Source organism: Funiculus sociatus GB2-C1, assembly GCF_039962115.1.
In the GTDB taxonomy this organism is placed as follows: Bacteria; Cyanobacteriota; Cyanobacteriia; order Cyanobacteriales; family FACHB-T130; genus Funiculus; species Funiculus sociatus.
This window is the reverse complement of record NZ_JAMPKJ010000011.1, coordinates 97,910-122,872: the sequence shown is the minus strand read 5'-3', so window position 1 is coordinate 122,872 and position 24,963 is coordinate 97,910. Positions and strand designations below refer to the sequence as shown.

At 43.7% G+C, this 24,963-nt stretch carries 12 protein-coding genes and 2 pseudogenes; 8 read left to right on the top strand and 6 right to left on the bottom strand.

The window, feature by feature from the left end:
- Nucleotides 1-386: pseudogene (locus NDI42_RS08210) on the bottom strand (IS1 family transposase); the annotation flags it as partial.
- A 50-nt stretch (nucleotides 387-436) separates the two neighbouring features.
- Between NDI42_RS08210 and NDI42_RS08205 the strand changes: the two are divergent.
- From NDI42_RS08205 to NDI42_RS08170, 8 genes and pseudogenes are all read left to right on the top strand, one after another.
- A pseudogene (locus tag NDI42_RS08205) lies at nucleotides 437-1,147 on the top strand (IS1595 family transposase); the annotation flags it as partial.
- Nucleotides 1,144-2,646, top strand: coding sequence for a sensor histidine kinase (locus tag NDI42_RS08200; protein WP_348231393.1), 1,503 nt, complete (start codon nucleotides 1,144-1,146; stop codon nucleotides 2,644-2,646). The pseudogene NDI42_RS08205 and the gene NDI42_RS08200, both read left to right, overlap by 4 nt.
- A gap of 129 nt (nucleotides 2,647-2,775) precedes the next feature.
- On the top strand, nucleotides 2,776-3,177 hold the full coding sequence (locus NDI42_RS08195; RefSeq protein WP_190438455.1) for a response regulator: 402 nt from the start codon (nucleotides 2,776-2,778) through the stop codon (nucleotides 3,175-3,177).
- Nucleotides 3,170-5,269 carry an ATP-binding response regulator gene (locus tag NDI42_RS08190; RefSeq protein ID WP_190456870.1) on the top strand — a complete coding sequence of 700 codons (2,100 nt, stop codon included), beginning with the start codon at nucleotides 3,170-3,172 and terminating at the stop codon, nucleotides 5,267-5,269. The genes NDI42_RS08195 and NDI42_RS08190 overlap by 8 nt, the downstream gene beginning before the upstream one ends.
- 115 nt (nucleotides 5,270-5,384) lie before the next feature.
- Nucleotides 5,385-12,053, top strand: a complete 6,669-nt coding sequence (locus tag NDI42_RS08185; RefSeq protein WP_190456869.1) for a PAS domain S-box protein — start codon at nucleotides 5,385-5,387, stop codon at nucleotides 12,051-12,053.
- 4 nt (nucleotides 12,054-12,057) lie between these two features.
- Nucleotides 12,058-13,890, top strand: a complete 1,833-nt coding sequence (locus NDI42_RS08180; RefSeq protein WP_190456867.1) for a two-component system response regulator — start codon at nucleotides 12,058-12,060, stop codon at nucleotides 13,888-13,890.
- A gap of 595 nt (nucleotides 13,891-14,485) precedes the next feature.
- A complete protein-coding gene (locus tag NDI42_RS08175) occupies nucleotides 14,486-17,653 on the top strand; it encodes a PAS domain-containing protein (protein ID WP_190456865.1) in 3,168 nt (1,055 codons plus the stop codon).
- Between the two features lie 75 nt (nucleotides 17,654-17,728).
- A complete protein-coding gene (locus NDI42_RS08170) occupies nucleotides 17,729-19,288 on the top strand; it encodes a sensor histidine kinase (protein WP_190456863.1) in 1,560 nt (519 codons plus the stop codon).
- 134 nt (nucleotides 19,289-19,422) lie between these two features.
- Here NDI42_RS08170 and NDI42_RS08165 read toward each other — a convergent pair whose 3' ends face one another.
- From NDI42_RS08165 to NDI42_RS08145, 5 genes are all read right to left on the bottom strand, one after another.
- Entirely contained in the window at nucleotides 19,423-20,130 is a 708-nt protein-coding gene (locus NDI42_RS08165) for a Uma2 family endonuclease (protein WP_190456861.1), read from the bottom strand.
- Between the two features lie 49 nt (nucleotides 20,131-20,179).
- Nucleotides 20,180-20,866: an ROK family protein gene (locus NDI42_RS08160; protein WP_190421712.1), complete on the bottom strand. Its 687-nt coding sequence runs from the start codon at nucleotides 20,864-20,866 to the stop codon at nucleotides 20,180-20,182.
- Nucleotides 20,867-21,012: 146 nt separating this feature from the next.
- The gene (locus tag NDI42_RS08155) at nucleotides 21,013-21,480 is read right to left on the bottom strand and encodes an ABA4-like family protein (RefSeq protein ID WP_190456859.1); all 468 of its coding nucleotides are present in this window, start codon (nucleotides 21,478-21,480) and stop codon (nucleotides 21,013-21,015) included.
- A gap of 296 nt (nucleotides 21,481-21,776) precedes the next feature.
- Nucleotides 21,777-22,781: a tetratricopeptide repeat protein gene (locus NDI42_RS08150; RefSeq protein ID WP_190456857.1), complete on the bottom strand. Its 1,005-nt coding sequence runs from the start codon at nucleotides 22,779-22,781 to the stop codon at nucleotides 21,777-21,779.
- Between the two features lie 245 nt (nucleotides 22,782-23,026).
- Nucleotides 23,027-24,940, bottom strand: coding sequence for a polysaccharide biosynthesis protein (locus tag NDI42_RS08145; protein ID WP_190456855.1), 1,914 nt, complete (start codon nucleotides 24,938-24,940; stop codon nucleotides 23,027-23,029).
- Between the last annotated feature and the right edge of the window lie 23 nt (nucleotides 24,941-24,963).

Below are 24,963 nucleotides of genomic sequence, written 5' to 3'. Positions count from 1 at the left end.
ACGAGTGTCTGCATCAAGAGCCAACCAGACCCACTGCTTGTTCCCTTTGTTGTCTACGAATGACCATAATTCATCGCATTGAATCGTTAGGCTCCCCTTTTTTTGGGTGCCGTCTGCACGCTTCGGGGCACCTGAGCATATTTCTCATTAACATAGGTTTGCAGCCATTGTTCAGAAACCTGGACGGCACGGGCGATTCCAGCCAGAGAAATGCGTTCCAACAGCAATCGGTCAATCAGCTCTTGTGTCGCTTGGTCGATCACTTTTTTAGTCGGTTGGAGGACAAACTGTCGTCCGCAGTCAAGGCATTTAAACCGTTGTTTACCGTTATGGATGTGACCATTCTTTACCGTTTGGGAAGATGCACAAATGGGACACGCAGGCATGGGAGGAGAACAGCAAGAAACTCTACTCCTCTATCATTACATCTTGAGCACTACCCCTGTATCTAATGGGATTGAACCTGTCAAACCGTCAGATTGCTCAAGAACTAGACCTGGACGAGGATGATGTTCACGAGATCACCGCTCAACTGCGTCAAGGCATCGTCGATGGCAAACCGGAAGTTCAGTTATCTGGGGAGGTAGAGTGTGATCAGGTTTATGTTACAGCGGGACACAAAGGCAACCCGGAAGCGGTCACAAAAAAGGGCGCAACGGACGACGCAATCGGCTCAAAGGGGTTCGAGGGCGGGGCACGCTTGAAAAAGAAAAACCGCCAATTTTCGGCATGATTCAACGGGGTGGGGCGGTTGTGATTCGGATGCTTACCAATGTCCAGCAAACGACTATTGAGCCACTCATCAAAGCAACCATTACACCGGGCACCCAGGTCTATACCGATGAATACGCCATCTACAATCCCTTGCCTGAGTGGGGCTATGCCCACAAAACTGTGTGTCATGGAACGGGTGAATATGCTCGCGATGAGGATGGAGACGGTTTGTGTGAAGTCCATGTCAATACAATCGAAGGATGAGAGGTCGCTCTTGCGTTCCTGGTTGCGCCCGCATCGGGGTATCTCTCAAGAAAAGCTGCCGTTGTACTTAGGCTTCTTTGAGTTCGTTCACAATACTAAAAAGCGAGGGCTTTGCCTTACTTATTGCTTTGTTGGAGAACCTACTTGCTTAACTCCCCGTCCCTATTGAGCCTTAAAATTAATCAAACCGTGGAACCCCTGCAACATCTGGTTGACGAACAAACCTCCCAACTAAGACAGTTTAATCAGCAACTTCAGGAAGAAATTCGCGATCGCAAACTTCTTGAAGAGAAGTTGCACGCATCTGAGAGTAAAATTCGAGCAATCTTTGAAGCAATGACTGACATCGTACTTGTCATCAATCTCGAAGGAGATATTGAAGTTGTACCGACGAATACCGAGCTTTTGTACGAACCAAATTTTGACATTATCGGCTATACCATAGAACACTTTTATCAGGATGAAATAGCCGAGAGTTGGTTACGGCAAATTCAGCGAGCTTTAGATATGCAGCAGACCATTGAGTTTGATTACAGCTTACCCATTGGCGATCGCGAGGTTTGGTTTGCTGCTCGCATTTCACCGATGCCAAACGATTCCGTCATCTGGGTAGCGCGAGATATAAGCGATCGCAAAGCCGCTGAAGAAGCCTTGCGTCAAAAAAATGAGCAATTAGCTAACACTCTGCAAGAACTAAAACTTACCCAACAAGAGTTAATTCAATCAGAAAAAATGGCTGCTCTTGGACAACTTATTGCTGGTATAGCTCACGAAATAAATACGCCATTGGGGGCAATTCGGGCATCAATTGGCAATATCTCTACTGCTCTAGATAACTCAATTCGACAATTACCTCATCTATTCCAACAACTTTCCCTCAAACAGCAAACTTATTTTTTTGCCTTATTAGAAGCCACCCGACAAAATCAGCCAATCCTTTCATTTAGAGAGGAACGCCTGCTTAAACGCGCCCTCAAGAAAGAATTGGAAACTCAGGGTGTTGAGGATGCGGATACTATTGCTGCTACCTTAGTCAAAATAGGTATTACCCAGGACATTACCCCCTTTTTGCCGCTATTACAATACCCAAATCACAGCTTGATTTTAGAAGCTGTTTATAACTTATCTATGCAACAAAATAACAGTGATAATATTATACTGGCTGTAGAGCGAGCCTCGAAGATAGTCTTTGCTTTGAAAAGTTATGCCCGTCAAGATAACTCCAGTCAAATGACCATGATTCAGGTGACGGAAGGAATCGATGTAGTGCTGACTATCTATCAAAATATGTTAAAACAAGGTATTGAAGTGATAAAAAATTATCAGCAAGTGCCAGCCATTTTTTGTTATGCAGAAGAACTGAATCAAGTGTGGACAAATTTGCTGCATAATGCTATCCAAGCAATGAGTAATCGGGGCAGACTAGAAATAAGTGTTTTTGAGGAGAATCATCAAATAGTGGTGCAAGTTACTGATTCTGGCTCCGGGATTACTCCAGAAATTAAGGAGAGAATATTTGACCCGTTTTTTACTACTAAACCCGCCGGAGAAGGCAGTGGATTGGGGTTAGACATTGTTCGTAAGATTGTAGACAAACATCAGGGGGAAATTGAGGTAAATAGCCAGCCTGGGCGAACTACGTTTAGCGTTCTGTTACCGATTAGGTAGACGTTTGCGCGGTTTCAAAATCGCGAAGCATAGTTGATGAAACGCGATCGCGATCTGTAGCGAACGCTAACACCACCTATTCCCAACTAATCCTGGCCACTATAAAAACCAAAGAAACGGAGCTGATGTATGCCTAAAAAAGCGATTTTATGTGTAGATGACGAAAAACTTATCTTAAGAAGCTTGCGCGATCAAATAATAAATCATTTTGGTAATCGCTATAGTTATGAATTTGCCGAAAGTGCAGATGAAGCTTTAGAAGTAATCGATGAGTTAAATGAAGAAGGTGTAAAAATTCTCATTGTTGTCTCCGATTGGTTAATGCCCAATATGAAAGGGGATGAGTTGCTGATTAAAGTCCATCAGCAATTCCCGAACATTGTCACCGTACTGTTGACGGGACAAGCTGATGAAACAGCAATTGAACGAACTCGAAAATACGCGAACCTGTATCGCTACTTAAGCAAACCTTGGGATAAAGCAACATTAATCGAAGTCCTTGAATCAGGATTGGAGGGAACTGATGAGTAAAGGCACGATTATCTGCGTGGATGATGAAAGAGTTGTGCTGATTAGTCTCAGAGATCAGTTAACGCATCACTTCGGAAGTGATTATGATATTGAATTAGCTGAAAGTGGTGAAGAAGCCTTAGAAATTTTTAGGGAATTACTAGAAGAAGAGAGAGAAATTCTTCTAATTATATCCGACCAAATTATGCCAGGTATGAAAGGAGATGAACTTTTAATCAAAATTCATGCCCAATATCCAAAAACCTTGAAAATTCTTTTAACAGGGCAGGCGAGTGTAACGGCTGTGGGTAATGCGGTTAATTTCGCTAATCTTTATCGTTATATTGCGAAGCCTTGGGACGAAACCGACCTGTGTTTAACAGTTACGGAAGCGATTCGGAGTTATGTTAAAGATCAAGAATTAGAAGAGAAAAATAAATTTTTACAAAAGATAAATTTTGAATTAGAACAATTAAACGCCTCTTTAGAGGAGAAAATCGCGTCGCGGACTTTGAAACTTCAACAAGCTAAAGAAGCTGCTGAAGTCGCTAACCAATCTAAAAGCACCTTTCTCGCAAATATGAGCCACGAATTGCGATCGCCTCTCAACGTGATTCTTGGCTATTCCCATTTAATGACCCGCAGCCCAACTCTACCTGGGGAACACAAGGAAAATATCAGCATTATTAGCCGTAGCGGGGAACACCTGCTAACTCTGATTAACGACGTGCTGGATATGTCTAAAATCGAGGCAGGGCGCACCATTCTTAATGAACATAATTTTGACTTTTATAGTCTGCTTGATGACTTGGAAGATATGTTCCGTTTGAAGGCTGAGGAGAAGGGGTTGCAGTTGCTTTGTAACCGTTCTCCTGACGTTCCTCAATATGTGCGAACTGATGAAGTCAAGTTGCGTCAAGTGTTGATTAATTTGCTCAACAATGCGGTGAAGTTTACTCAACAGGGAACCGTGTCGTTACGAGTGTCAGTTGTCACTCAATTGTCAAGTTGGGTTGAAACTACATTCAAACCTTCAAACCTTCAAACACCAACGGACAACGGACAACTGACGATTGCTTTTGAAATTTCAGATACGGGTATTGGCATTCCCCCAGATGAGTTAGACATCATCTTTGAGGCCTTTGTGCAAGCTAAAACAGGTCAAGAAGAATCACAAGAGGGGACGGGCTTAGGCTTGGCAATCAGTTGCCAATTTGTGCAACTGATGGGCGGACAGATTACTGTCAGTAGTGAGGTAGGACGAGGCAGCGTTTTCCACTTTGCCCTTAAAATTAGCGCGATCGCATCTACTGACATCGCACCCCAACAACCGATTCGGCAAGTTATTGCCCTGGAACCAAATCAACCCCGCTATCGTATCCTGATTGTCGATGAGAAAGCGGACAATCGCCAACTGCTTCTCCTGCTGCTTTCTCCCCTTGGCTTTGACCTGAAGGAAGCCTGTAACGGTCTGGAAGCGATCGCTATCTGGGAAAATTGGCAACCTCACTTAATCTGGATGGATATGCGGATGCCCGTTATGGATGGCATTGAAGCTACCAAACTGATCAGAACTAAGGAAAAAGAGATGATCAGAGGCGCAGAGGCGCAGATGGGAGGAGAAAAAGCGTTGTCCTCCTTGTCTCCAATCCCCAACCCCCAATCAATAGTCCCCAATCCCACCACCATCATCGCCTTAAGTGCCTCAGTTTTGAAAGGAGAACAAGCTGTACTTCTAGCGGCCGGTTGCGATGACTTTTTAGGCAAACCGTTCTGTGAGGCAGATATCTTTGAATTAATTAACAAACATCTTGGGGTGTTATATATCTACGACGAAAACCCAAAATCTACTTCCTTCGAGTTGGATTACCTAAATAATCGACTAACCCCAGCCGACTTAGCGGCTTTACCCGACACTTGGGTAGCCCAGTTACACCATGCGGCTGCCTTGGCAAACCCTAACTTAGCTATTAGTATTATTGAACAAATTTCAGCCGACCATACAACCTTGGCTAAGGGTTTGGCAAAATTGGTCAATGATTTTCAGTTCGACAAAATTATGGACTTAACGAACTATCAGCATGATTTTAACTGTTATAGCAATCCTATTTAAGTGAACGAGTAGGGACATGGCATTGCCATGTCCCTAGAGGAGAAATTTATTGAGATTTGAGTTATTTATTCAAGATTTATAACTTAACTTTAGAAAAACTATCGGAGATAAAGTTATGAATAATCCAGAATTAAGTACAGTAAAGGGCAACATCTTAATTGTTGATGATAACCCAGCCAATTTGCGATTATTATCAAATATTCTAAACGATTATGGCTATGAACTGCGATGCGTAACTAACGGGCAGATGGCTCTCACGACAGCTCGTTGGTTTCCGCCTGACCTGATTTTGCTTGATATCAGAATGCCGGGAATGGATGGTTATGAAGTTTGTTCTAAGCTAAAAGCTGATGAAAAAACTCGCGACATTCCGGTAATTTTTATCAGTGTTTTGAGTGATGTATTGGATAAAGTGAAAGCTTTTTCAGTTGGTGGTGTGGACTATATTACCAAATTATTTGAGCCGGAGGAGGTTTTAGCGCGGGTTGAGAATCAATTGAGCATCCGGAGGCTATCTAAGCAACTGCGAGAGCAAAATGCGCGGCTACAAGAAGAAATGCGAGTGCGTCGGGAGGCAGAAGAAAAATTTACCCGCGCCTTTCGTTCATCTCCAGATGCGATCGCTATCTTAACGTTGGCAGATGGATGCTACATCGAAGTGAATGATAGCTTCTGTCGCATTTCTGGTTATTCTCCCAACGAGGCAATTGGTTCCACCTTAAAAGAACTAAATTTATGGGTAAAACCACAAGACTGCCTCAAATTAAAACATCAGTTGCAGCAAACAAAAGCAATCCGCAACTGGGAATGTGATTTTCGCACCAAGACAGGCAAGGTGAAGACAATGCTGATATCAGCGGAAATCATCGACCTGAATGGACAAGCGTGTATCCTCGCTGTTAGTAAAGACATTACAGAGCGCAAAGCTGCTCAACAAGCGCTAAAAGCCTCAGAAGCTGAGCTACGCGCTTTGTTGGCTGCCTTACCCGATGTAGTCCTAGTTATTGATGCACAAGGGCGTTATCTCAAAATCCCACCTACAAATCCATCAAATTTATACAAACCAGCCTCCGAATTATTTGGTAAAACACTTCACGAAGTTTTTGAAAAAGAGCAAGCTGATACCTTTCTTAGCTACGTTTGCAAAGCCTTAGAAAGTCAGCAGACACTCAACCTTGAATACAGCTTAAACATTAAAGAGCAAGAAGTTTGGTTTGCTGTCAGTATTTCGCCCATGTCGTCAAACTCAGTCGTCTGGGTAGCACGGGACATCACACAGCGCAAACAACGAGAAGAGACGCTGCGAGAAAGCCAGCGTTTTATTCAACAGATTGCCGAGTCTAGTCCCAATATTTTATATCTCCACGACCTTAGCAAGCAGCGCAATGTCTATACAAATCGCCAAATTGCTGCGATTCTGGGCTATACGCCAGAAGAGATTCAACAAATGGGAGCAGCAGTTCTCCAAAATCTGATGCACCCTGACGATTTCGCAAGGCTCCCTGAATATTGTCAACAATTCGAGAACGCCTCTGACGGTGAAATTTTTGAGATTGAGTACCGGATGAGGCACCAGAACGGAGAATGGCGGACTTTGGAGAGCCGGGATACCTTGTTTAGCAGAACTGATAATGGCAAGGCGAGGCAAATTCTCGGCACAGCTACTGACATCACGCAGAGAAAGCAGGCAGAAGTTGAAATTCGTCTGTTGCTAGAAACAACCCAAGCTATTAATCACTCTGTTGACGTTGACAGTGCTTTAGCAGTGATTCTGCGGTTAATTTGTACGACAATCGGCTGGGATTTTGCCGAAGCTTGGATTCCTGCTAATGATGGTACGGTTTTGGAACATAGTCTGGGTTGGTACGAATGCGATAGCGAAGCGGTAGTCGCAAAGCGACATCGCTCCCTAGAAGAATTCCGCCGCTATAGCGAAACACTCATATTTGCACCCAATGCAGGCTTACCAGGGCGAGTTTGGTCATCTGGTTGCCCAGAATGGTTAGAAGATGTTTCCCAAGCTGAACCGAGAGCCTTCCCTAGATCGCAAATCGCCACCCAAGTTGGATTAAAAGCTGGTTTTGGTGTACCAATCCTCGCCAATAATCAAGTTTTGGCTGTCTTAGTCTTCTTTAAACGTACTAAAAGTACAGAATATCGGCATTTATTTGAGCTAGTTAGTGCTGTTGCGGCTCAGTTAGGTTGGCTGATTGCACGCAAAAAAGCCCAAGCTGCTTTGTCCAAAAGCGAAGAACGTTTGCATCTAGCCTTACAAGGCAGCGGCTTGGGTTTGTGGGATTGGAATATTGCCACCGGAGAAACCTATCTCGACCCCCAGTGGAAGAAAATGTTGGGGTATGAAGTAGAAGAAATTGGAAACAATTACGAGTCTTGGGAGCGGCTGCTGCATCCAGAGGATCTGCCAAAGGTTATGGAAGCTCTACAAGCTTATCTGGAAGGTGCCACTCCTGTTTATAGTGCTGAGTTTCGGATGCTTTGTTCATCCGGTGAGTGGAAGTGGATTCGGGGTTCGGGCAAGGTTTTTGAGCGCGATGAATCAGGCGTACCCCTGCGGATGACCGGGACGAATAAAGACATTAGCGATCGCATCCACGCTGAAAGAGCGCTGACTCTGGCAACCGAACGCCTGCAACATCTGCTCACTTCTAGCCCAGCAGTTATTTATAGCTCCAAAATCTCAGGAGATTATGCAGCTACTTTTGTCAGCGAGAACGTCAGCGCTGTTGTTGGCTACCAAGCGCGAGAATTTATAGAAGATTCAAATTTCTGGGCTAGAAATATCCACCCAGAAGATGCAAAATGGGTCTTTGCCGAATTACCACGCCTATTTGAAAAAGGATATTACAACCACGAGTACCGCTTCTTGCATAAAGACGGAACTTATCGCTGGGTATACGACCAGATAAAGTTAGTCAAAGACGAAGCTGGCAACCCCATTGAGTGCGTTGGTTATTGGGTAGACATTACAGAACGCAAACAGACAGAAGAACGTTTGCGACTGCTAGAACGAGCGATCGCAGCCTCCAGCAACGGCATTGTCCTTAGCGATGCTCAACTCCCCGACTGTCCAGTTATTTTCGTTAATCCAGCCTTTGAGTCTATAACAGGTTATTCGGCAGCAGAAACAATTGGCAAAAACTGCCGATTTTTACAAGGAACTGACAAAAAGCAACCTGCTCTTGAGGAACTGCGGGCGGCAATCCGCCAAGAAAGAGAATGTCGCGTGGTTCTGCGTAATTATCACAAGGATGGCACGCTTTTTTGGAATGAATTTTCCGTTTCCCCAGTGCGAGACGCAACCGGACGCTTGACTCACTATGTGGGAATTCAGTCTGACATTACCCAAGAGCGTACAGCAATAGAAGCTCTGACTAAACAATTTAGCCGGACTCTAATGCTCAAGCAAATCACTGAGGAAATCCGCTCTAGTTTAGATCCTTCTCAAATCTTTGGCACGGCCGCCAATCAAATTTCTCATCTATTGAGCGTCGATCGCTGTCTAATTCATACCTACGTCGCCGATCCGGAACCGAGAATCCCCATAGTAGCTGAGTTTGTAGCGACCGGGGTGCCATCAATGCTGTATGAGAATATTCCCATAATCGGCAACCCCCACGGCGAGCGGATGTTAGCACAAGATGCCGCCATCTCTTCGCCGGATGTTTATGCTGACCCTCTGTTACAAGCTGCTGAGCCATTTTGCCGTCAGGCTGGTTTGAAGTCAATGCTTGTAGTCCGGACTTCTTACCAGGGAGAACCTAACGGCGCGATTGGCTTGCATCAGTGCGATCGCTTTCGCGTTTGGACACTTGGGGATATATCCCTCCTCGAATCAGTTGCGGCACAACTGGGGATTGCGATCGCTCAAGCTTCTCTCCTAGAACAAGAAAAACAACAACGCACCTACCTTGACTGCCAAAATCAACAGCTACAGCAACAAATCCGGGAACGCCAACTTGCAGAAGTGGCACTGCGCCAAAGCGAAGCCAAAAATCGCGCTATCCTTTGGGCTATTCCCGATTTGATGTTTCGGATGAGTAACGATGCGATTTACCTAGACTTCATCTGTAACAACGAAGTGAAAAATCTCTGGCAATCAGAAGCAGCGACCCTTTGCCAGAATATGAACTTCAAAGATTTGCCCCCAGAAGTTGCTAGTCGTTATGTACAACATATGCAACTAGCTCTGGATACAGGGAAACCCCAAATTTATGAACAGCAAGTTTTGATCGAAGGTAAACTGCAATACGAAGAAGTCCGGGTTGTAACCAGTGGAGAAGAGGAAGTGCTGTTCATAGTCCGGGATATTAGCGATCGCAAACAAGCAGAAATTGCCTTACAGCAACAAATCTCGCGGGAACGCCTGGTAATGGCTATGCAAGAGCGAATTCGCGAGTCACTTAACCTGGAAGAAGTCCTAAAAACAGCAGTCGAAGAAGTGCGACAGTTTTTGTCCACCGACCGGACAATTATCTACCGCTTTAACCCAGGCTGGAGCGGCGTTGTCGCTGTCGAGTCAGTGGGAGAAGATTGGATGGCTATAATGGGCAGCGATATTAACGATCCCTGCTTTGGGGAAAGCTATGTCGCCCCCTACCAGCAAGGTCGCATTCTCGCAATCGAGGATATTCACGCAGCTGGTTTAAAACAGTGCCAGATTGATTTCCTCAGTCAGCTTCAGGTTAGAGCTAACCTGGTAGTTCCCATTTTGCAAGGAAATAAGTTATGGGGACTGCTAATTGCCCATCACTGTAGGGGTTCTAGGGCGTGGCATTCTTCAGAGATAGAATCTCTCAGACAATTATCCGTGCAACTAGCGATCGCTATCCAGCAATCCACCCTCTTTGAACAAGCCAAAACTGAAATCATCGAGCGCAAGCAAGCTGAAGAGAAGCTGCGGCAAAGCGAACAGCGTTTTCGCGATGTGTCAGAAGCAGTTGGAGAATACCTCTGGGAAATAGATTCTGAAGGTATCTACACCTTCATCACTGACCGGGTGAAATCCGTTAAAGGATATCCACCCTCACAATTAATCGGGCATAAGCTGATTGATTTCGTTGCACACGAAGATATCAAAAAAGTTGAACAAATATTGCGCCATGCTTCTAGGACAAAAAGCACCTTTAAACTAGAACATCGTAACATTACCTCGACAAAGGAAATTATTTGGGAGGAAGTCAATGGCATTCCACTTTTGGACAATAACGGTAATATTATCGGTTTCCGGGGAACTGGACTAAACATCACACAACGCAAGCAAGCAGAAGCTGCACTGCAACAGGCTGCCTATGCTGCCGATGCAGCTAATCGCGCCAAGAGCGAATTCCTCGCCTCTATGAGCCACGAACTGAGAACGCCACTAAACGCCATTCTGGGATTTACTCAAATAATGACCCGCGACTCATCCCTATCCGGCGAACAACAGGAATATCTAGGAATTATTAATCGCAGTGGGGAACATCTACTAGAGTTAATCAACGACATTCTAGAAATGTCCAAAATCGAGGCAGGCAGAATTACTTTTAATGAAAGTAGTTTTGACTTAATTAACCTGCTAGAAAATCTGGAAGAAATGTTCCGGTTAAAAGTCAAATCTAAAGGCTTGGAACTGGAAATAAGCTACGCTTCAAACATTCCCCAATACGTGCGTTCTGACGAGAGTAAATTGCGGCAAGTCTTGATAAATCTCCTGGGAAATGCCATCAAGTTTACTGAACAAGGTAGCGTAGTGCTGCGAGTGTTAGTTGTCAGTGAATTATTAACTTCTAACTTGGCAACCTTCCAACCTGACAACATTCAAACGCCAACAAGCAATAAACAACAGACAATCCGCTTTGAAGTCGAAGACACTGGACTCGGCATTGCCCCAGAAGAAATAAACAAGTTATTTGAAGCTTTTGGGCAAACAGAAACTGGTCGGAAATCTCAACAAGGAACTGGATTAGGCTTACCTATTAGCCGCAAATTTGTGCAACTTATGGGCGGAGATATCACCGTCAGCAGTTCTCTAGGTAAAGGAACAGTATTTGCATTTGATATTCACATCAGCCTTGCTGATGCTACTGAAATTCAGACAAAACAGCTACAACCTAAAGTAATTGGTTTAGCGCCTGACCAACCTGAATATCGCATCTTGGTCGTTGAAGATCGTCTGGAAAATCGCATTCTGCTAGTCAAACTTCTCACATCGATTGGCTTTGATGTCCGCGAAGCGGAAAATGGTCAAGATGCCATTACTTTATGGGAGAGTTGGGAACCACACCTAATCTGGATGGATATGCGGATGCCTGTAATGGACGGGTATGAAGCCATCAAACGGATTAAAGGTCATGTGAAGGGCCATGCAACGGTGATTATTGCCTTAACCGCTAGCGCTTTTGAAGAACAGCGAAACCTGATTTTGTCAGCAGGTTGCAATGACTTCATCCGCAAGCCTTTCCGCGATGTCGTAATTTTTGAAAAAATGGCTCAACATTTAGGGGTGCGTTACATCTATGAATCATTAGAAACGTTTCACCAGCAGAACCCAGAAGGCGCAGCAGATTCATGCTTTATTCTTCATGCTTCATCTTTCCAAGAGATGCCTACCGAGTGGGTCGAAGCTTTATATCAGGCAGCAATTGAGGCAGATGCGGAGTTAATTTTAAGCCTTACCGAGCAAATATCTGCTACAAATACTCCTTTGTCAAGCGCTCTTTCCAATTTGGTTGATAACTTTCAGTTTGAACAAATTACTAATTTAATTGAAGAATTTAATAAATAATAGAATGAATAGCGATCAAGAATTTACCAATAAAGGTAACATTTTACTTGTTGACGATACACCAAATAATTTACGCCTTTTGTCTGACTTGTTGAGCGAACAGGGATATAAAGTTCGCAGTGTGACTAATGGACAAACAGCATTAAAGGCAGCGTTGGCTAAACTTCCGGATATAATTTTGCTCGACATCAATATGCCTGTGATGAATGGCTATGAGGTCTGTGAAAAACTGAAATCTGACGAGATTACTCGCGTAATCCCAGTAATTTTTTTGAGCGCACTTGATGAAACAATTGATAAGGTCAAAGCTTTTTCTGTTGGTGGAGTAGATTACATTACTAAGCCGTTTCAGATAGAAGAAGTTTTAATTCGCGTCGAGAATCAACTGGCTTTAAGGGCGGCACAAGTAAAAATTCTGCAATTGAATGCAGAACTTGAAATGAGGGTTAAGGAACGCACCTGTCAGCTAGAAGTAGCAAATCAAGAACTCAAGCAGGAAATTATTGAACGTAAGCGAGTGCAGAATCAATTACTGCATATGGCTTTGCACGATCCTCTGACTGGCTTGCCCAACCGGGCTTTGTTCATGGAGCGTCTAGAACAGGCGCTCAGTCGTAGTAAACAACAACCAGATTATCAGTTTGCGGTGCTGTTTCTCGATTGCGATCGCTTCAAAATTGTCAACGATTCTCTCGGTCATCTCGTGGGAGACGAACTGCTCACTAGCCTCGCTCGCCGTCTCGAATCTTTCTTGAGCATGGTTGACACTCTAGCACACTTAGGCGGCGACGAGTTTGCCATTCTCCTAGAAGAACTCAAAGATATCAACATTGCTTCACTGGTTGCTGACCGAATTCTTAAAGAACTTTCCCACCCTTTTCAACTCTCCAGACATGAAGTATTCATTAGCGCTAGTATTGGCATTGCTCTAGGCAATAGTGACTACGAAAAGCCAGAATATCTGCTGCGGGATGCAGATACAGCCATGTATCGTGCCAAAGCATTAGGGAAAGCTCGCTATCACGTCTTTGATCCAGCCATGCACCAAGGAGCAATTCAACTTTTACAGCTAGAAACCGACCTACGAAAGGCGATAAATCAGCAAGAATTTTTAGTTTATTATCAGCCAATTGTAGCCCTTTCCAGAAGCAAAATTATTGGATTTGAAGCGCTAGTCCGCTGGCATCATCCCCAACGAGGGTTAGTTTCTCCAGCCGAGTTTATTCCTGTTGCCGAAGAAACAGGTTTAATTACCCCTATCGGCGCTTGGGTGTTGCGGGAAGCTTGCCAGCAGCTACGCATCTGGCAAGAACAAAAACTCACTCAAGAACCCTTAACTATCAGCGTAAACCTTTCGGTACGCCAGTTTTCCCAACCTAACTTAATTGAGCAAATTGACGAAATATTGGAGGAAACTAAACTTAATCCTTTTAGCTTAAAGCTTGAAATTACAGAAAGTGCAATTATGGATAATAGCGAATCAGCAAAAGCGATTATCCACGAACTCAAAAAGAGGAAAATTCAGTTAAGTATTGATGACTTTGGCACGGGCTATTCTTCCCTGAGCTACTTGCATCTGTTTCCCATAAATACCCTAAAAATAGATAAGTCTTTTGTCAATCGCCTGGATAAAAATCAAGAAGATATGGGGCTGATTCCAGCGATTATGAGTATGGCTCATACGATGGGTATGGATGTGGTTGCCGAAGGAATAGAAACTCCTGAACAGTTAGCTAAACTGAAAGCGCTAAACTGTGATTTTGGTCAAGGATATATATTTTCTAAACCTTTAGAAAGTAAATTAGCTGTACAACTTATTACAGACCTGCTTAGGTAGGGTTGAGGTGCGCGTTGCCCAACGCCTAAAAGTATAGCAATCCGATCCAGAGTTATGAGATGCCAGCCTTTCAGATACCCGACCTCTTAAAGAAGTCGGGTATCTCCCATTCACAAATCATTTAGGAGTGCTATATTTGTTGGGTTTCGCTTAAGCCCATAGCACGGGACTAACCTACAATTATTCTAAAGGAGGTTCCAGCCTCATCGCACTTCCTATTAAGGTGCTTTCACGCCCACCAGTAAGGATGGGACAATTTCAGGCACTTTCGCTGGAGTTGACAATTGTCCAAGAGGGTGTACACTCCAAGGATCTGACTAAATCGGGAAAGTTTCCTCTAGTCTGGGTTTTCGATTTAGTGTGCTTTTTGTTACCAAAAATGTTAATTTGTCTGGATTTCAGCGAATATTATAAGTAAATAGTCGTTGAATTGATCCGTCAACCAGGACGCGAATAGCTTTCGAGAGCGATCGCATCTCAAAGTGAACTTGGGTTTTTAAACTGTATTCACCCTTATGCTACCCAATAATAAACAATTTAAAGATAAGTAGAATCAGTTATTTTTAAGAATTAAATTGTTTTGATAATGATAAAAATGTCATCAAGTTTTACCTCAAACGCTGCCTCCACTTGGTTTAAAGTTCTTTTGATTGGGGACAATACTGACGAGACAGAACGCATTGAAGAATTATTATCACGAACCTGCGATTATGCTAATTTTCGTATTTTTACGACCAAGTTAGAGCGAATAGACACGCCACTAGCTCTGTTAAATAAAAAAAGCTTTGATGTAATTTTATTAGACATTTCCCTTTCCCACAATCAAGGATTTGATACCGTTGTCAGGATGCAACAGTATCAGTTAAACATTCCGATTGTCGTACTCACCACCATAGAGGATGAAGAATTAGCGCTTCAATTTATTCAAGCTGGCGTACAAGATTATCTGGTAAAAAGAAACCTTGATAGTCAACTTCTAATTCGCTCTCTACGTTATGCATCTGTGCGTCAAAAAAGACAAGAAGCTAGGCTACAACGCGAACAAAATAATCACTCTGTTTTAGAGGAAGCAGCAGTCCACCGTGATGTTGCTTTGCCGAGGTTGTTCGTGCGCTCCAATGATGCAGCATACTCTCGATTTTCTGCTATATCTCTCGATCTATTATGTATCGCTGTCGATGGCTATTTCAAGTGTTTGAACTCAGCTTGGTCAAATATTTTGGGCTACACCCAAGAGGAACTTCTTGCTATACCATTTATCGAGTTTGTCCATCCAGAAGACAGAAAAGCAACTCTTGTTGAACTCCAAAAGCTAGAAAATGGCGCTTTGAGCGTCAAGTTTGAAAATCGTTATTGCTGTAAAGATGGGTCTTATAAGTGGTTGTCATGGACATATACCCCATTTGCACAGGAAGGTTTGATTCACGGAGTTGCCCGCGATGTCACAGAAAGTAAGTTATCGGAATTGGTGTTGCGGGAAAGCCAGCGTTTTCTTCTTCAACAAATTGCTGAGACAACTCCCAATATTTTATATATTTATGACCTAGAATTACAGCGGAATATTTATATAAATCGCGAATTTACTAAAGTTCTTGGTTATACAGCAGAAGAGATTCAAGCTATGGGAGAGGCAGTTATTAAAAAGCTGATACACCCTGAAGATTTTGCCCGATTCCCTCAACATTTCCGAGAATTAGAATTAGCCTCTGAGGGTGAAATCTTTGAGATTGAGTACCGGATGAGGCACGCCAATGGAGAATGGCGCACTTTTGTCAGCCGGGATACGTTGTTCGCTCAAGCTTCTAATGGGAAACCGTTTCAGATATTAGGAACTGCTACAGACATCACCTCGCGAAAGCAAGCAGAAAATGAAATCCGACTCCTGCTGGCAACAACCCAAGCTATTAATGATTGCGAAAATTTTCAGGATGCCTTAGCAGAAAGTCTGCGCTTAATTAGTAGGACTATTGGCTGGGATATTGGAGAAGCATGGATTCCGGCTTTTGGTGGCACGGTTTTAAAATATGCTCAGGGTGGATACGGATGCGATCGCGAAGCGGTAGTCGCCTTGCAACATTGCGATCTAGAAGAATTTGTGGAACACAGTGAGCAATTAACATTTGCTGCTAATGTGGGATTGCCAGGGCGAATATGGTCATCTGGGCAACCGGAATGGATAGAAGATGTTTCTGATACCCAAGAAGTTTTTCTACGTTCTTCAATTGCAGCAAGTACCGGATTAAAAGCTAGTTTTGGCGTGCCGATTGTAGTTGATAATCAAGTGTTGGCGGTTTTAGTTTTCTTTAAACGAAACAAAACCGGTCAAGATTTGCGTTTGATTGAGTTAGTAAAGGCTGTTGCGACTCAGCTAAGTTTGTTTTGGCAGCGCAAACACGTAGAAGCTGCTTTGCGGCTAGGTGAAGAACGCTTGCAGATGGCATTAGAAGGCAGTGCTTTAGGTTTGTGGGATTGGAATATTCGCACCCACGAAGTTTATTTCGACGCGCATTGGAAGGGAATTTTGGGGTATGCAGTAGAGGAGGTTGAAAACAATTTTCAATCTTGGCAATATCTAATACATCCAGAAGATTTGCCTAGAGCAATGGCAGTTTTGAACGCTTATCTGGAAGGTAGCATTCCCGCCTATGAAATAGAATTTCGGATGCAATCTAAATCAGGAGAATGGAAGTGGATTTTGTCTCATGCCAAGGTGACACAGCGGGATGAAAGCGGCAATCCGATGAGGATGACAGGTACTCATAAAGACATTAGCGATCGCAAACAGGTAGAAATTGCTTTGCGAGAATCGGAAGCACGAGAAAGGCACCAACGAACCGACCTAGAAATTGCCCTGAACGAACTCCAAAACGCCCAAGTACACCTTGTGCAAAAAGAAAAAATGGCATCCCTCGGTCAACTCGTTGCTGGTATTGCTCATGAAATCAACAACCCCATCAGCTTCATCTACGGCAATATTACTCCGGCTAATGAATACGCCCAAAACTTAACTCGGCTAATTGAACTTTATCAACAGCATTATCCCACACCCCCTACAGCAATTTCATCGGAGATTAAAAACCTCGATCTCGATTTTTTGAAGACAGATTTTCCGAAATTACTTTCGTCAATGAAAAGCGGTGCAGATCGCATCAAAGAAATTATCTGTGCCTTGCACTATTTTTCTCGCATTGACCAAGGCAAAATGAAGAAAGCTGACCTGCATTCTGGTCTTGAAAGTACATTGATGATTTTAGAAAACCGCCTGAAAGAACAGCCTAGTAGAGCTGCTATTGAGGTAATTAAAAACTACGGAAAGTTGCCATTAGTGGATTGCTATCCAGGTCAGTTAAATCAGGTATTTATGAATATTTTGGCTAATGCCATTGATGCCCTGGAAGAAAGGATGAAAGAAGATTTATCTTTTAATCCCCAGATTTGGATTAGCACACAGATTGTCAGCAACCATCTATCCTTGGTTAGCAACGCTGAACCAATTGAGACTGATAAAAGAAAAGTTTCAAAAAATAAAGTTATTGTTCGGATTACTGACAATGGTAAAGGTATTTTGCCTCATATAAGAAAACATATATTTGACCCATTTTTTACAACCAAGCCTGGAGGTAAAAGCACGGGATTGGGGCTATCAATTAGTTATCAAATCGTTGTAGAAAACCATCAAGGAAAAATTAGGTGTAACTCTCATTTAGGAAAAGGTACAGAATTTATAATTGAGATAAATTCAAAAGCATTATTACCGAGGTAAGTATAATTACTCTTGGCATTTTAAAAATGGCTATTTTATAACTAAAGTAGATAGAAAATAAAAAAAAATAAAAAAATGTGGGAACTCTTAAAGGAGTTATTTTCATCAACTCAGTTTATTCCTCACGGTCACTGTTACCTTTGGCAAACTAAACTGGTATGGCTTCACCTCCTTTCGGACTTGTTTATTGCGATCGCTTACTTTTCAATTCCGGCAATGCTCCTGTATTTTATCCACGAACGGCAAGATATTCCCTTTCAAGGAATATTTGCTTTATTTGGAGCTTTCATCATTCTCTGTGGAACAGGTCACTTGATGGAAATTTGGACTCTCTGGCATCCTACTTACTGGCTGACAGGGGTCGAGCAAGCCATTACCGCTCTGGTTTCCTGCTATACAGCTCTACAAATGGTAACGCTGCTGCCGCAATTTCTAGCTCTGAAAACGCCAGAACAATTAGAAGCAGTTAACCGGGAACTCCAAAGCGAGATTGGTGAACGTCAGCGAGCCGAAGAAGCCTTACGCAACGCCTACGATGATTTAGAAATTCGGGTAAGCGATCGCACTGCCGAGTTATCAAAAACACTTTCTATCCTTCAAACTGAAATGGCCGAACGCAAACAAGCAGAAGCCGCTTTGCAAGAATCAGAAGCACGAGAAAGAGAAAAATCTCAAGAGCTTGAAATTGCTCTGCACGAACTCAAAAGCGCCCAAGTCCAGCTGGTGCAAAAAGAAAAAATGGCATCCCTCGGTCAACTGGCTGCTGGCATCGCCCACGAAATTAACAATCCTACAAGTTTTATCTATGGCAATGTCACCCCTGCCATTGAATATGCCTCAAATTTACTAAAAATAATTTCTCTCTATCAAAGCCACTACCCCCAGCCATCTAACGAAATTCAAAACGAAATTGCCGCCCTCGACCTTGATTTTCTTAAAAGGGACTTTCTCAAATTGCTCTGGTCAATGAGAACAGGAGCAACCCGCATTAAAGAAATTGTCGTTTCTATGCGGAACTTCTCGCGGCTTGACGAAGCTGAAATTAAAGAAGCCGATTTACACTCTGGAATTGAAAGTACCTTGATGATTTTAGAAAACCGCCTGAAAGAACAGCCTAATAGGCCAGCAATTGAAGTAATTAAAGAATTTGATAAATTGCCCTTAGTAGCTTGTTATCCAGGTCAGTTAAATCAGGTATTTATGAATATTTTGAACAATGCAATCGATGCTTTAGAAGAAAAAATAAATGAAGGTTCTTCCTTCACTCCGCAAATCCGGATCGCTACAGAAGTCAGATATCAGGAAGAAACTAATCTCAAATCCCTAATTCCCAATTCCCAATTGATAGTAATTCGGATTGCCGATAATGGTAAAGGCATTACACCTTACGTGAAAGAGCATCTCTTTGACCCCTTTTTTACCACAAAACCAGTAGGAAAAGGAACCGGACTAGGGCTATCTATTAGCTATCAAATTGTTGTCGAAAAACATCAAGGGAGGCTCAAGTGTGACTCTCAATTAGGGGAAGGCGCAGAGTTTACCATCGAGATTAATGCAAAAGCGAGAGGTAACGCCGCGCCTCGGTTCGCACCAGCTTTAATAGAAGTTCACGATAATCCAATTTTTCAAAGTTAAGGCACAAGATAAAGTTATGTAAAATGAATATCTTCGCGACAGGGATATTCCCTTCAGGAGCGACAACAGGGCTAAAGCGATCGCTGGATATAAAGGGTTAGATATGCCGCCCTCTTGAAACCAAACCTTTTAATTTACGCAGGCAATTCACCAAAGCGTTCCCGATAGCGAACTAACAACGCCTCCATTTCTGCCACTTGTTGCTCAGCTTGTTCCTTCTGCTGTCGTTCCTGTTGTGCCATTTCCTCTGGAGTTGGGATTAACTGCCCTTCAGCCGTAAAGAAACGTAACCTTGACTCGTGAATGCCCAAATATAGCTCTAGTTGCTGGCTCCACAACCAGCCATTAGCTTTAGGCTCAAGTTCCTGGTAGCGACCATCTAATAAATGAAACCCTTTAAATTCAAGGCTATCAGGACTAAACCCGAAATAGTCAGGAGTGCGGAAAATATCTTGGTAAATTTGCTTTTTCAAGCCTCGATCAGTTGCGGCAGTTTTGGAAGAGAGAATTTCTACAATTACATTGGGATATTTGCCATCTTCTTCCCAAACCACCCAACTTTTTCGCGGTTTGCGTTGGGTACCCAACACTACAAAAAAATCTGGCCCTCGGAACTGCTCAGACTTGCGCTGGCGAGGACTGTAGTAGATGGTGAGATTACCGCAGGCATAAAAATCCATGCGATCACGCCACCACCATTCCAGACATTGAATCAGCAGCACCATTTGCCGCAGGTGCAATTCACTTTCCAAAGGCGGTTCATCACTATCTAAATCCCCTGGAGGAAATATAACATCTTCCAGTACATCTTGCGAGATTTCTAAATCATGTGCAAAAGACATGGTAGCCAGTAGTTATAGAGTCAGAAGTAAGATTTTTTAACATCCCTATCTAATCTCGCCACAACGCAATTCCGCCCAATAAACCAGTTACATTAGGAACAATTTTGACATTTAGTGGTAAGTTGAGAGTTACTTTTTTGGCTTCACCGCCGCCGATGTAAAGGTAATCATAGTTAAACAGATTTTGCAGAGACGCGATCGCTTTTTCGAGACGAGAATTCCATTTTTTCTCACCGACTTTATCTAAAGCGGCACGTCCCAACTGTTCCTCATAGGTTTCCCCTTTGCGAAACTGATGGTGCCCAAGTTCCAGGTTTGGCACCAGTAATCCTTCCACAAACAAAGCCGAACCAAAGCCTGTTCCCAGAGTGATCGTTAGTTCTACACCCGATCCTGAAATCGCCCCCAGACCTTGCATATCGGCATCATTAACCACCGCTACTGGTGTTTTTAAGCGATCGCATAGTGCTGTTGCTAGATCGAACCCGATCCAATTTGGAGACAAATTTACGGCTGTCTTAGTGACACCAGAGCGAACTACGCCAGGAAAGCCCACAGATACGCGGTCAAACTCACCTTGAGAGCTAACAAGGGTCGCGATCGCATCCATTACAACCTCTGGCACAGGAGGGTTTGGGGTGTCTACACGAGACCGTTCAGTCAGCGGCTGTCCATCTTCGTCTAAAATTATTGCCTTGATGCCACTGCCGCCAATGTCAACAGCTAGAGTCCGCATAAATTTATCTCTCAATTGGGTAGTGACTTAATTTTTGATTTTAGATTTGTGACAACATTGAAATGAAGGTTTTACACCGCTAGATGTTAATCCCAAATTATCGGAAACCCAGAGACTCCTTCGCCCCCACAAAATCCAAAATTGTATTATGCTTGGGGGTTCGGAGCCGAGGAAGTTGCATCAGTTACGGTTGGTGAGAAAAACTTCTGCCTCACCCAGTAAGTCAAAATATGAGAAAGCAATCCCATCGGCCCTGCAAATAAACATAGCAGCAGCGAATGGATTGTCCAGATACCAGTCCGCTGACCCTCCAAATAAATATAGCGACCCACGAACAAATCCATCACCAGAAAATGAATCCACCCAGTAGCAGCAGCTGTTTCATCTGCAAAAAATTGTGCAATGTCAGCCAGTTGAGGATTCGACAAAGCGGCGGCAGATTCTGGCGTAATTGACGCTACAAACAGATAGATATACAGACCAGCTAACGCCACAAATGGGAGATAAGATTCCATAACCCGCTTGGTCACGCCCCAGTTGGGCAGCAGAATCATCAGCGCCCAGAAAGGCAGAACAAACAGATTAGCAACGTTAAACAGTTGAGCGATGATCATATCAATGGCTAATGGGTAATAAAAAGGAAAAATTGAATAATTCTTTATTTTGCCTTTTGACGCGATGTGCAACTTTCCCAATCAGAACAGTTATATCACCCCCCTAAACAAGGGGGGCAAGGAGGAATTAACACGTCAGCTGCACTCTTCGTTAAATACCCCTACCCCCGTGAGTAAAAAGTTTTCCTTATCTTCCCCGTCAAAAAAAACTTTTTCTTCATCTCTGGTTCGCCAGCGAACCAGTTTGAGGAGGTAAGAGGGGCTAATCTTAGTTGCACATTGGGCCTTTTTCCTTTTTACCTCATCCGCCGCCGACCTTTACGATTTTCAGAGACGAGGCTATCTGCTGATGACTTATAAGACTCTGCCAGTTCCTCCCATCCATCATCATCTTGGTCTTCCAGTGCCTCTAGATTATCCATAATGTCGCTATCAGCGTCACCCTCGGCGGCTAAGAGCGTAGCAGCACGGTATGCCTCTGTAGCCTCCCGGTGTAGACCTTGACGATGGTAAATATCTCCCCAAAGCTTATGCTGACGGGGTGCAAGCTGTTTGGTCTGAGGTACTTCTCTAAGAAGCGTAGCAGCCTCTTCCAGTTTATTTTCTTGAATCAAAGCTTCTACCAAGCTTAATCGGACACCAGATGGTACATCGGGGTTCAGCTCAACTGCTTGACGTAATACCTCCGAAGCAGCACCGTAGTTATTCTGTTTCAAATAGACGCGCCCCAATTCAGCATAACTAATCCACTTTTGGGGATTGATATTAATTGCAGTTTTTAGCTCAGAAGCAGCTTCTGCAAGCTTCTCCTGGTCAATATAAGCTTGAGCCAAGCGGATGCGAATCATTAGCATCTGGGGGTCTAAACTTAGAGCCTTACGAAACTCCTGTATGGCTTGCTCATACTTCCCTTGCCTCGCCAGCACCTGACCCAAACCTGTATAAGCTTGGATGGCTTTCGGGTCAAGGCTAACAACGGTTTTAAACTGCTCCAAAGCTTTGTCCCAATTCCGCTGCTTCAAATAAGCCTTCCCAGCTTTCAGTATGGGCATCGGCTTCAAGGGATCTAATCTTATTGCTGCTTGATAATAGACAAGAGCTTCATCGTAATGTTTTTGCTTGAACTCAATATTTCCAGCACCCAGATTAGCCCGCATTGATGTCGGATTGTCTTGCAAGACTGACTTAAATTGTGCTAAAGCTTCATCCATCCGCCCTTGTTTTTGCAGAGCAACACCAAGCTTTACCTGATCCTGCCCGCCTGTATTCAGTCGCTTTACTTTAGGAGTGAAATTGGTCATGGAAAGTTCTTCCTCTAATGCGCGATGTGCAAGTGGGCAATGAAAAAAATTCTACCGTTAGCTTCTAGAGAGACATTCTTCATGACCCTTGGTAGATAGTTTATCTTATGTGTCTTTTGGGGTGCCACTGCCCTTGCTGGTGGCGATCGAGTTTTATTAAATGCTTACTACACTCATGGATGATTGACAATACTTGTTATATAAAACTCAATTATATGTAAAAATTTTTGATGAATGTAAAAAAATTATATCTTAGAAATTTTGGCTTCTAGGGTAAGTATACATTTTTGAGCCATTGCCCACAGTTCATCAGCAGGTAAACGATTTGTTATTGCTTCTTTTAGAGTAGTTATGACCTCTGATAAAGCTGCTTCTGCTGGCGGCAAGTGACTAAAAACTGCCAAAATTTTGGGGTGTTCTGTAAGCATGACTTTTTCATGAGAATTTATTAAAGATTCATGTAATTTTTCCCCTGGACGCAAACCAGTGATGCAGATAGGAATATCAATATTTGGGGTAAGACCTGCCAAGTGAATCATTTGTTCGGCTAGTTCAAAAATGTTGACTGGCTGACCCATATCTAAGATTAAAGTTTGCCCTGATTTTCCCACGGCAAGGCTGTGAATTACCAACTGCGCGGCTTCAGGAGTGGTCATAAAGTAGCGGGTCATTGACTTGTCGGTGACAGTAACGGGGCCGCCTCTGGCAATTTGCTGTTGGAATATAGGCACGACGCTGCCGCGACTGCCTAAAACGTTGCCAAATCGCACGACAAGAAAGCGGGTGTGACTTTTGGCGGCATATGCTTTTACCATGAGTTCTGCTAAGCGTTTACTTAAGCCCATGAAGTTAGAGGGGTCAACAGCTTTATCTGTAGAAATCATGACGAATGTTTCTACTTTGCAGGCATCAGCTAAAGCTGCTAATTGGGCAGAACCAAGGGCGTTATTTTCAAGGGCTTCTGTGGGGTTATGTTGCATCAAGGGTACGTGTTTGTGGGCGGCAGCATGGAAGACAATTTCTGGTTTCCAGGTGTTGAATATGTCCTGCATTCGGGAAAAAGAGCGAATATCTCCAATTAAGGGGGTGGTAACTAAATTGGGGAAGTTTCGCTTTAATTCTTGTTCGATATTAAAAATGCTGTTTTCGCCTCTTCCTAGAAGCAATAAATTTTTAAGTTCCAGTCTAGAGAGTTGGCGACAAATCTCTGAGCCGATGGTGCCACCTGCACCAGTGACGAGGACGGTACGATTTTTAAATTGCGATCGCGCACTCGGAAACTGCACGGAAAACTCGGTCGCCAGATCCAGCCGAATTTCCGGTCGTCCCAGGATATCCTGAATTTGGATTTCTCTGGCTTGCGGGGTCAGAGTGCGATCGCGTAAAATTTCTGCCTGTCCCGGTAAAGCTTTGAGTTTCAGATTAGTGCCAACAGCGTAATTAAGCAGTTTACGGATTTTGGCAGCACTGGCAGAAGGCATGGAAATCAACACTTCATGAACATTTAGCGCTAAAGCGATCGCTACCATCTGCTCAGAAGATCCCAGAACTGGCACCCCTTCCACCTTGCGACCCACCTTAGTCGGGTCATCATCGACAAATCCGACGATTTCTAAATTCAGGTGCGGATTTTGTCGCGCTTCTTGGACAATTTGGCTCCCAGCCATCCCCGCACCCACCAGTAGCACCCTCTGACGTTCTGATCGACGGGAGCGAGGGTAGTAGTACCTCATTTGGGTGCGATGGACGGACCATCGGCGAGCATGGCGTAGGGCAGCCATTCCCAGAAAGCAGAAGCTCCAGTCAATTATGGCAACGCTCAGAGGAATTCCATTAAATGGTATGAAGCGCGGAATCAGAAGTCGGGTAGTGACTAAAACTAGCAGCGAATAGACGGTGACGGCATGAAAAAGCGAGGTGCCGTCTTTGAGGCCAAATAGACGCCAGACTTGCTGGTACAGGCCAAAACCCGCCTGGATAATTAGACGACTGGGAATGGCAACTAGGGGCAGAATCCATGCCAAGGTTTGGTGAGTGTCTGCAACTGCTCCGTCAAAGCGAATCACGAACGCGAGGCTGCAAGCAAACCAGGCAACAAATCCATCCAGGCTGAGTTGTCCTAGTCGATACACAGAGGGAAACTTTACGCGCTTAGACATGGAAGACTTATGCCAGGAAATGT

Excerpts from the sequence above, each read along its gene's own strand:
- NDI42_RS08175 (WP_190456865.1), top strand. The coding sequence starts at position 14,486 with ATGTCATCAAGTTTTACCTCAAACGCTGCCTCCACTTGGTTTAAAGTT.
- NDI42_RS08150 (WP_190456857.1), bottom strand. The coding sequence starts at position 22,781 with ATGACCAATTTCACTCCTAAAGTAAAGCGACTGAATACAGGCGGGCAG.
- NDI42_RS08185 (WP_190456869.1), top strand. The coding sequence starts at position 5,385 with ATGAATAATCCAGAATTAAGTACAGTAAAGGGCAACATCTTAATTGTT.
- NDI42_RS08190 (WP_190456870.1), top strand. The coding sequence starts at position 3,170 with ATGAGTAAAGGCACGATTATCTGCGTGGATGATGAAAGAGTTGTGCTG.
- NDI42_RS08155 (WP_190456859.1), bottom strand. The coding sequence starts at position 21,480 with ATGATCATCGCTCAACTGTTTAACGTTGCTAATCTGTTTGTTCTGCCT.
- NDI42_RS08165 (WP_190456861.1), bottom strand. The coding sequence starts at position 20,130 with ATGTCTTTTGCACATGATTTAGAAATCTCGCAAGATGTACTGGAAGAT.
- NDI42_RS08195 (WP_190438455.1), top strand. The coding sequence starts at position 2,776 with ATGCCTAAAAAAGCGATTTTATGTGTAGATGACGAAAAACTTATCTTA.
- NDI42_RS08180 (WP_190456867.1), top strand. The coding sequence starts at position 12,058 with ATGAATAGCGATCAAGAATTTACCAATAAAGGTAACATTTTACTTGTT.
- NDI42_RS08145 (WP_190456855.1), bottom strand. The coding sequence starts at position 24,940 with ATGTCTAAGCGCGTAAAGTTTCCCTCTGTGTATCGACTAGGACAACTC.
- NDI42_RS08170 (WP_190456863.1), top strand. The coding sequence starts at position 17,729 with ATGTGGGAACTCTTAAAGGAGTTATTTTCATCAACTCAGTTTATTCCT.
- NDI42_RS08160 (WP_190421712.1), bottom strand. The coding sequence starts at position 20,866 with ATGCGGACTCTAGCTGTTGACATTGGCGGCAGTGGCATCAAGGCAATA.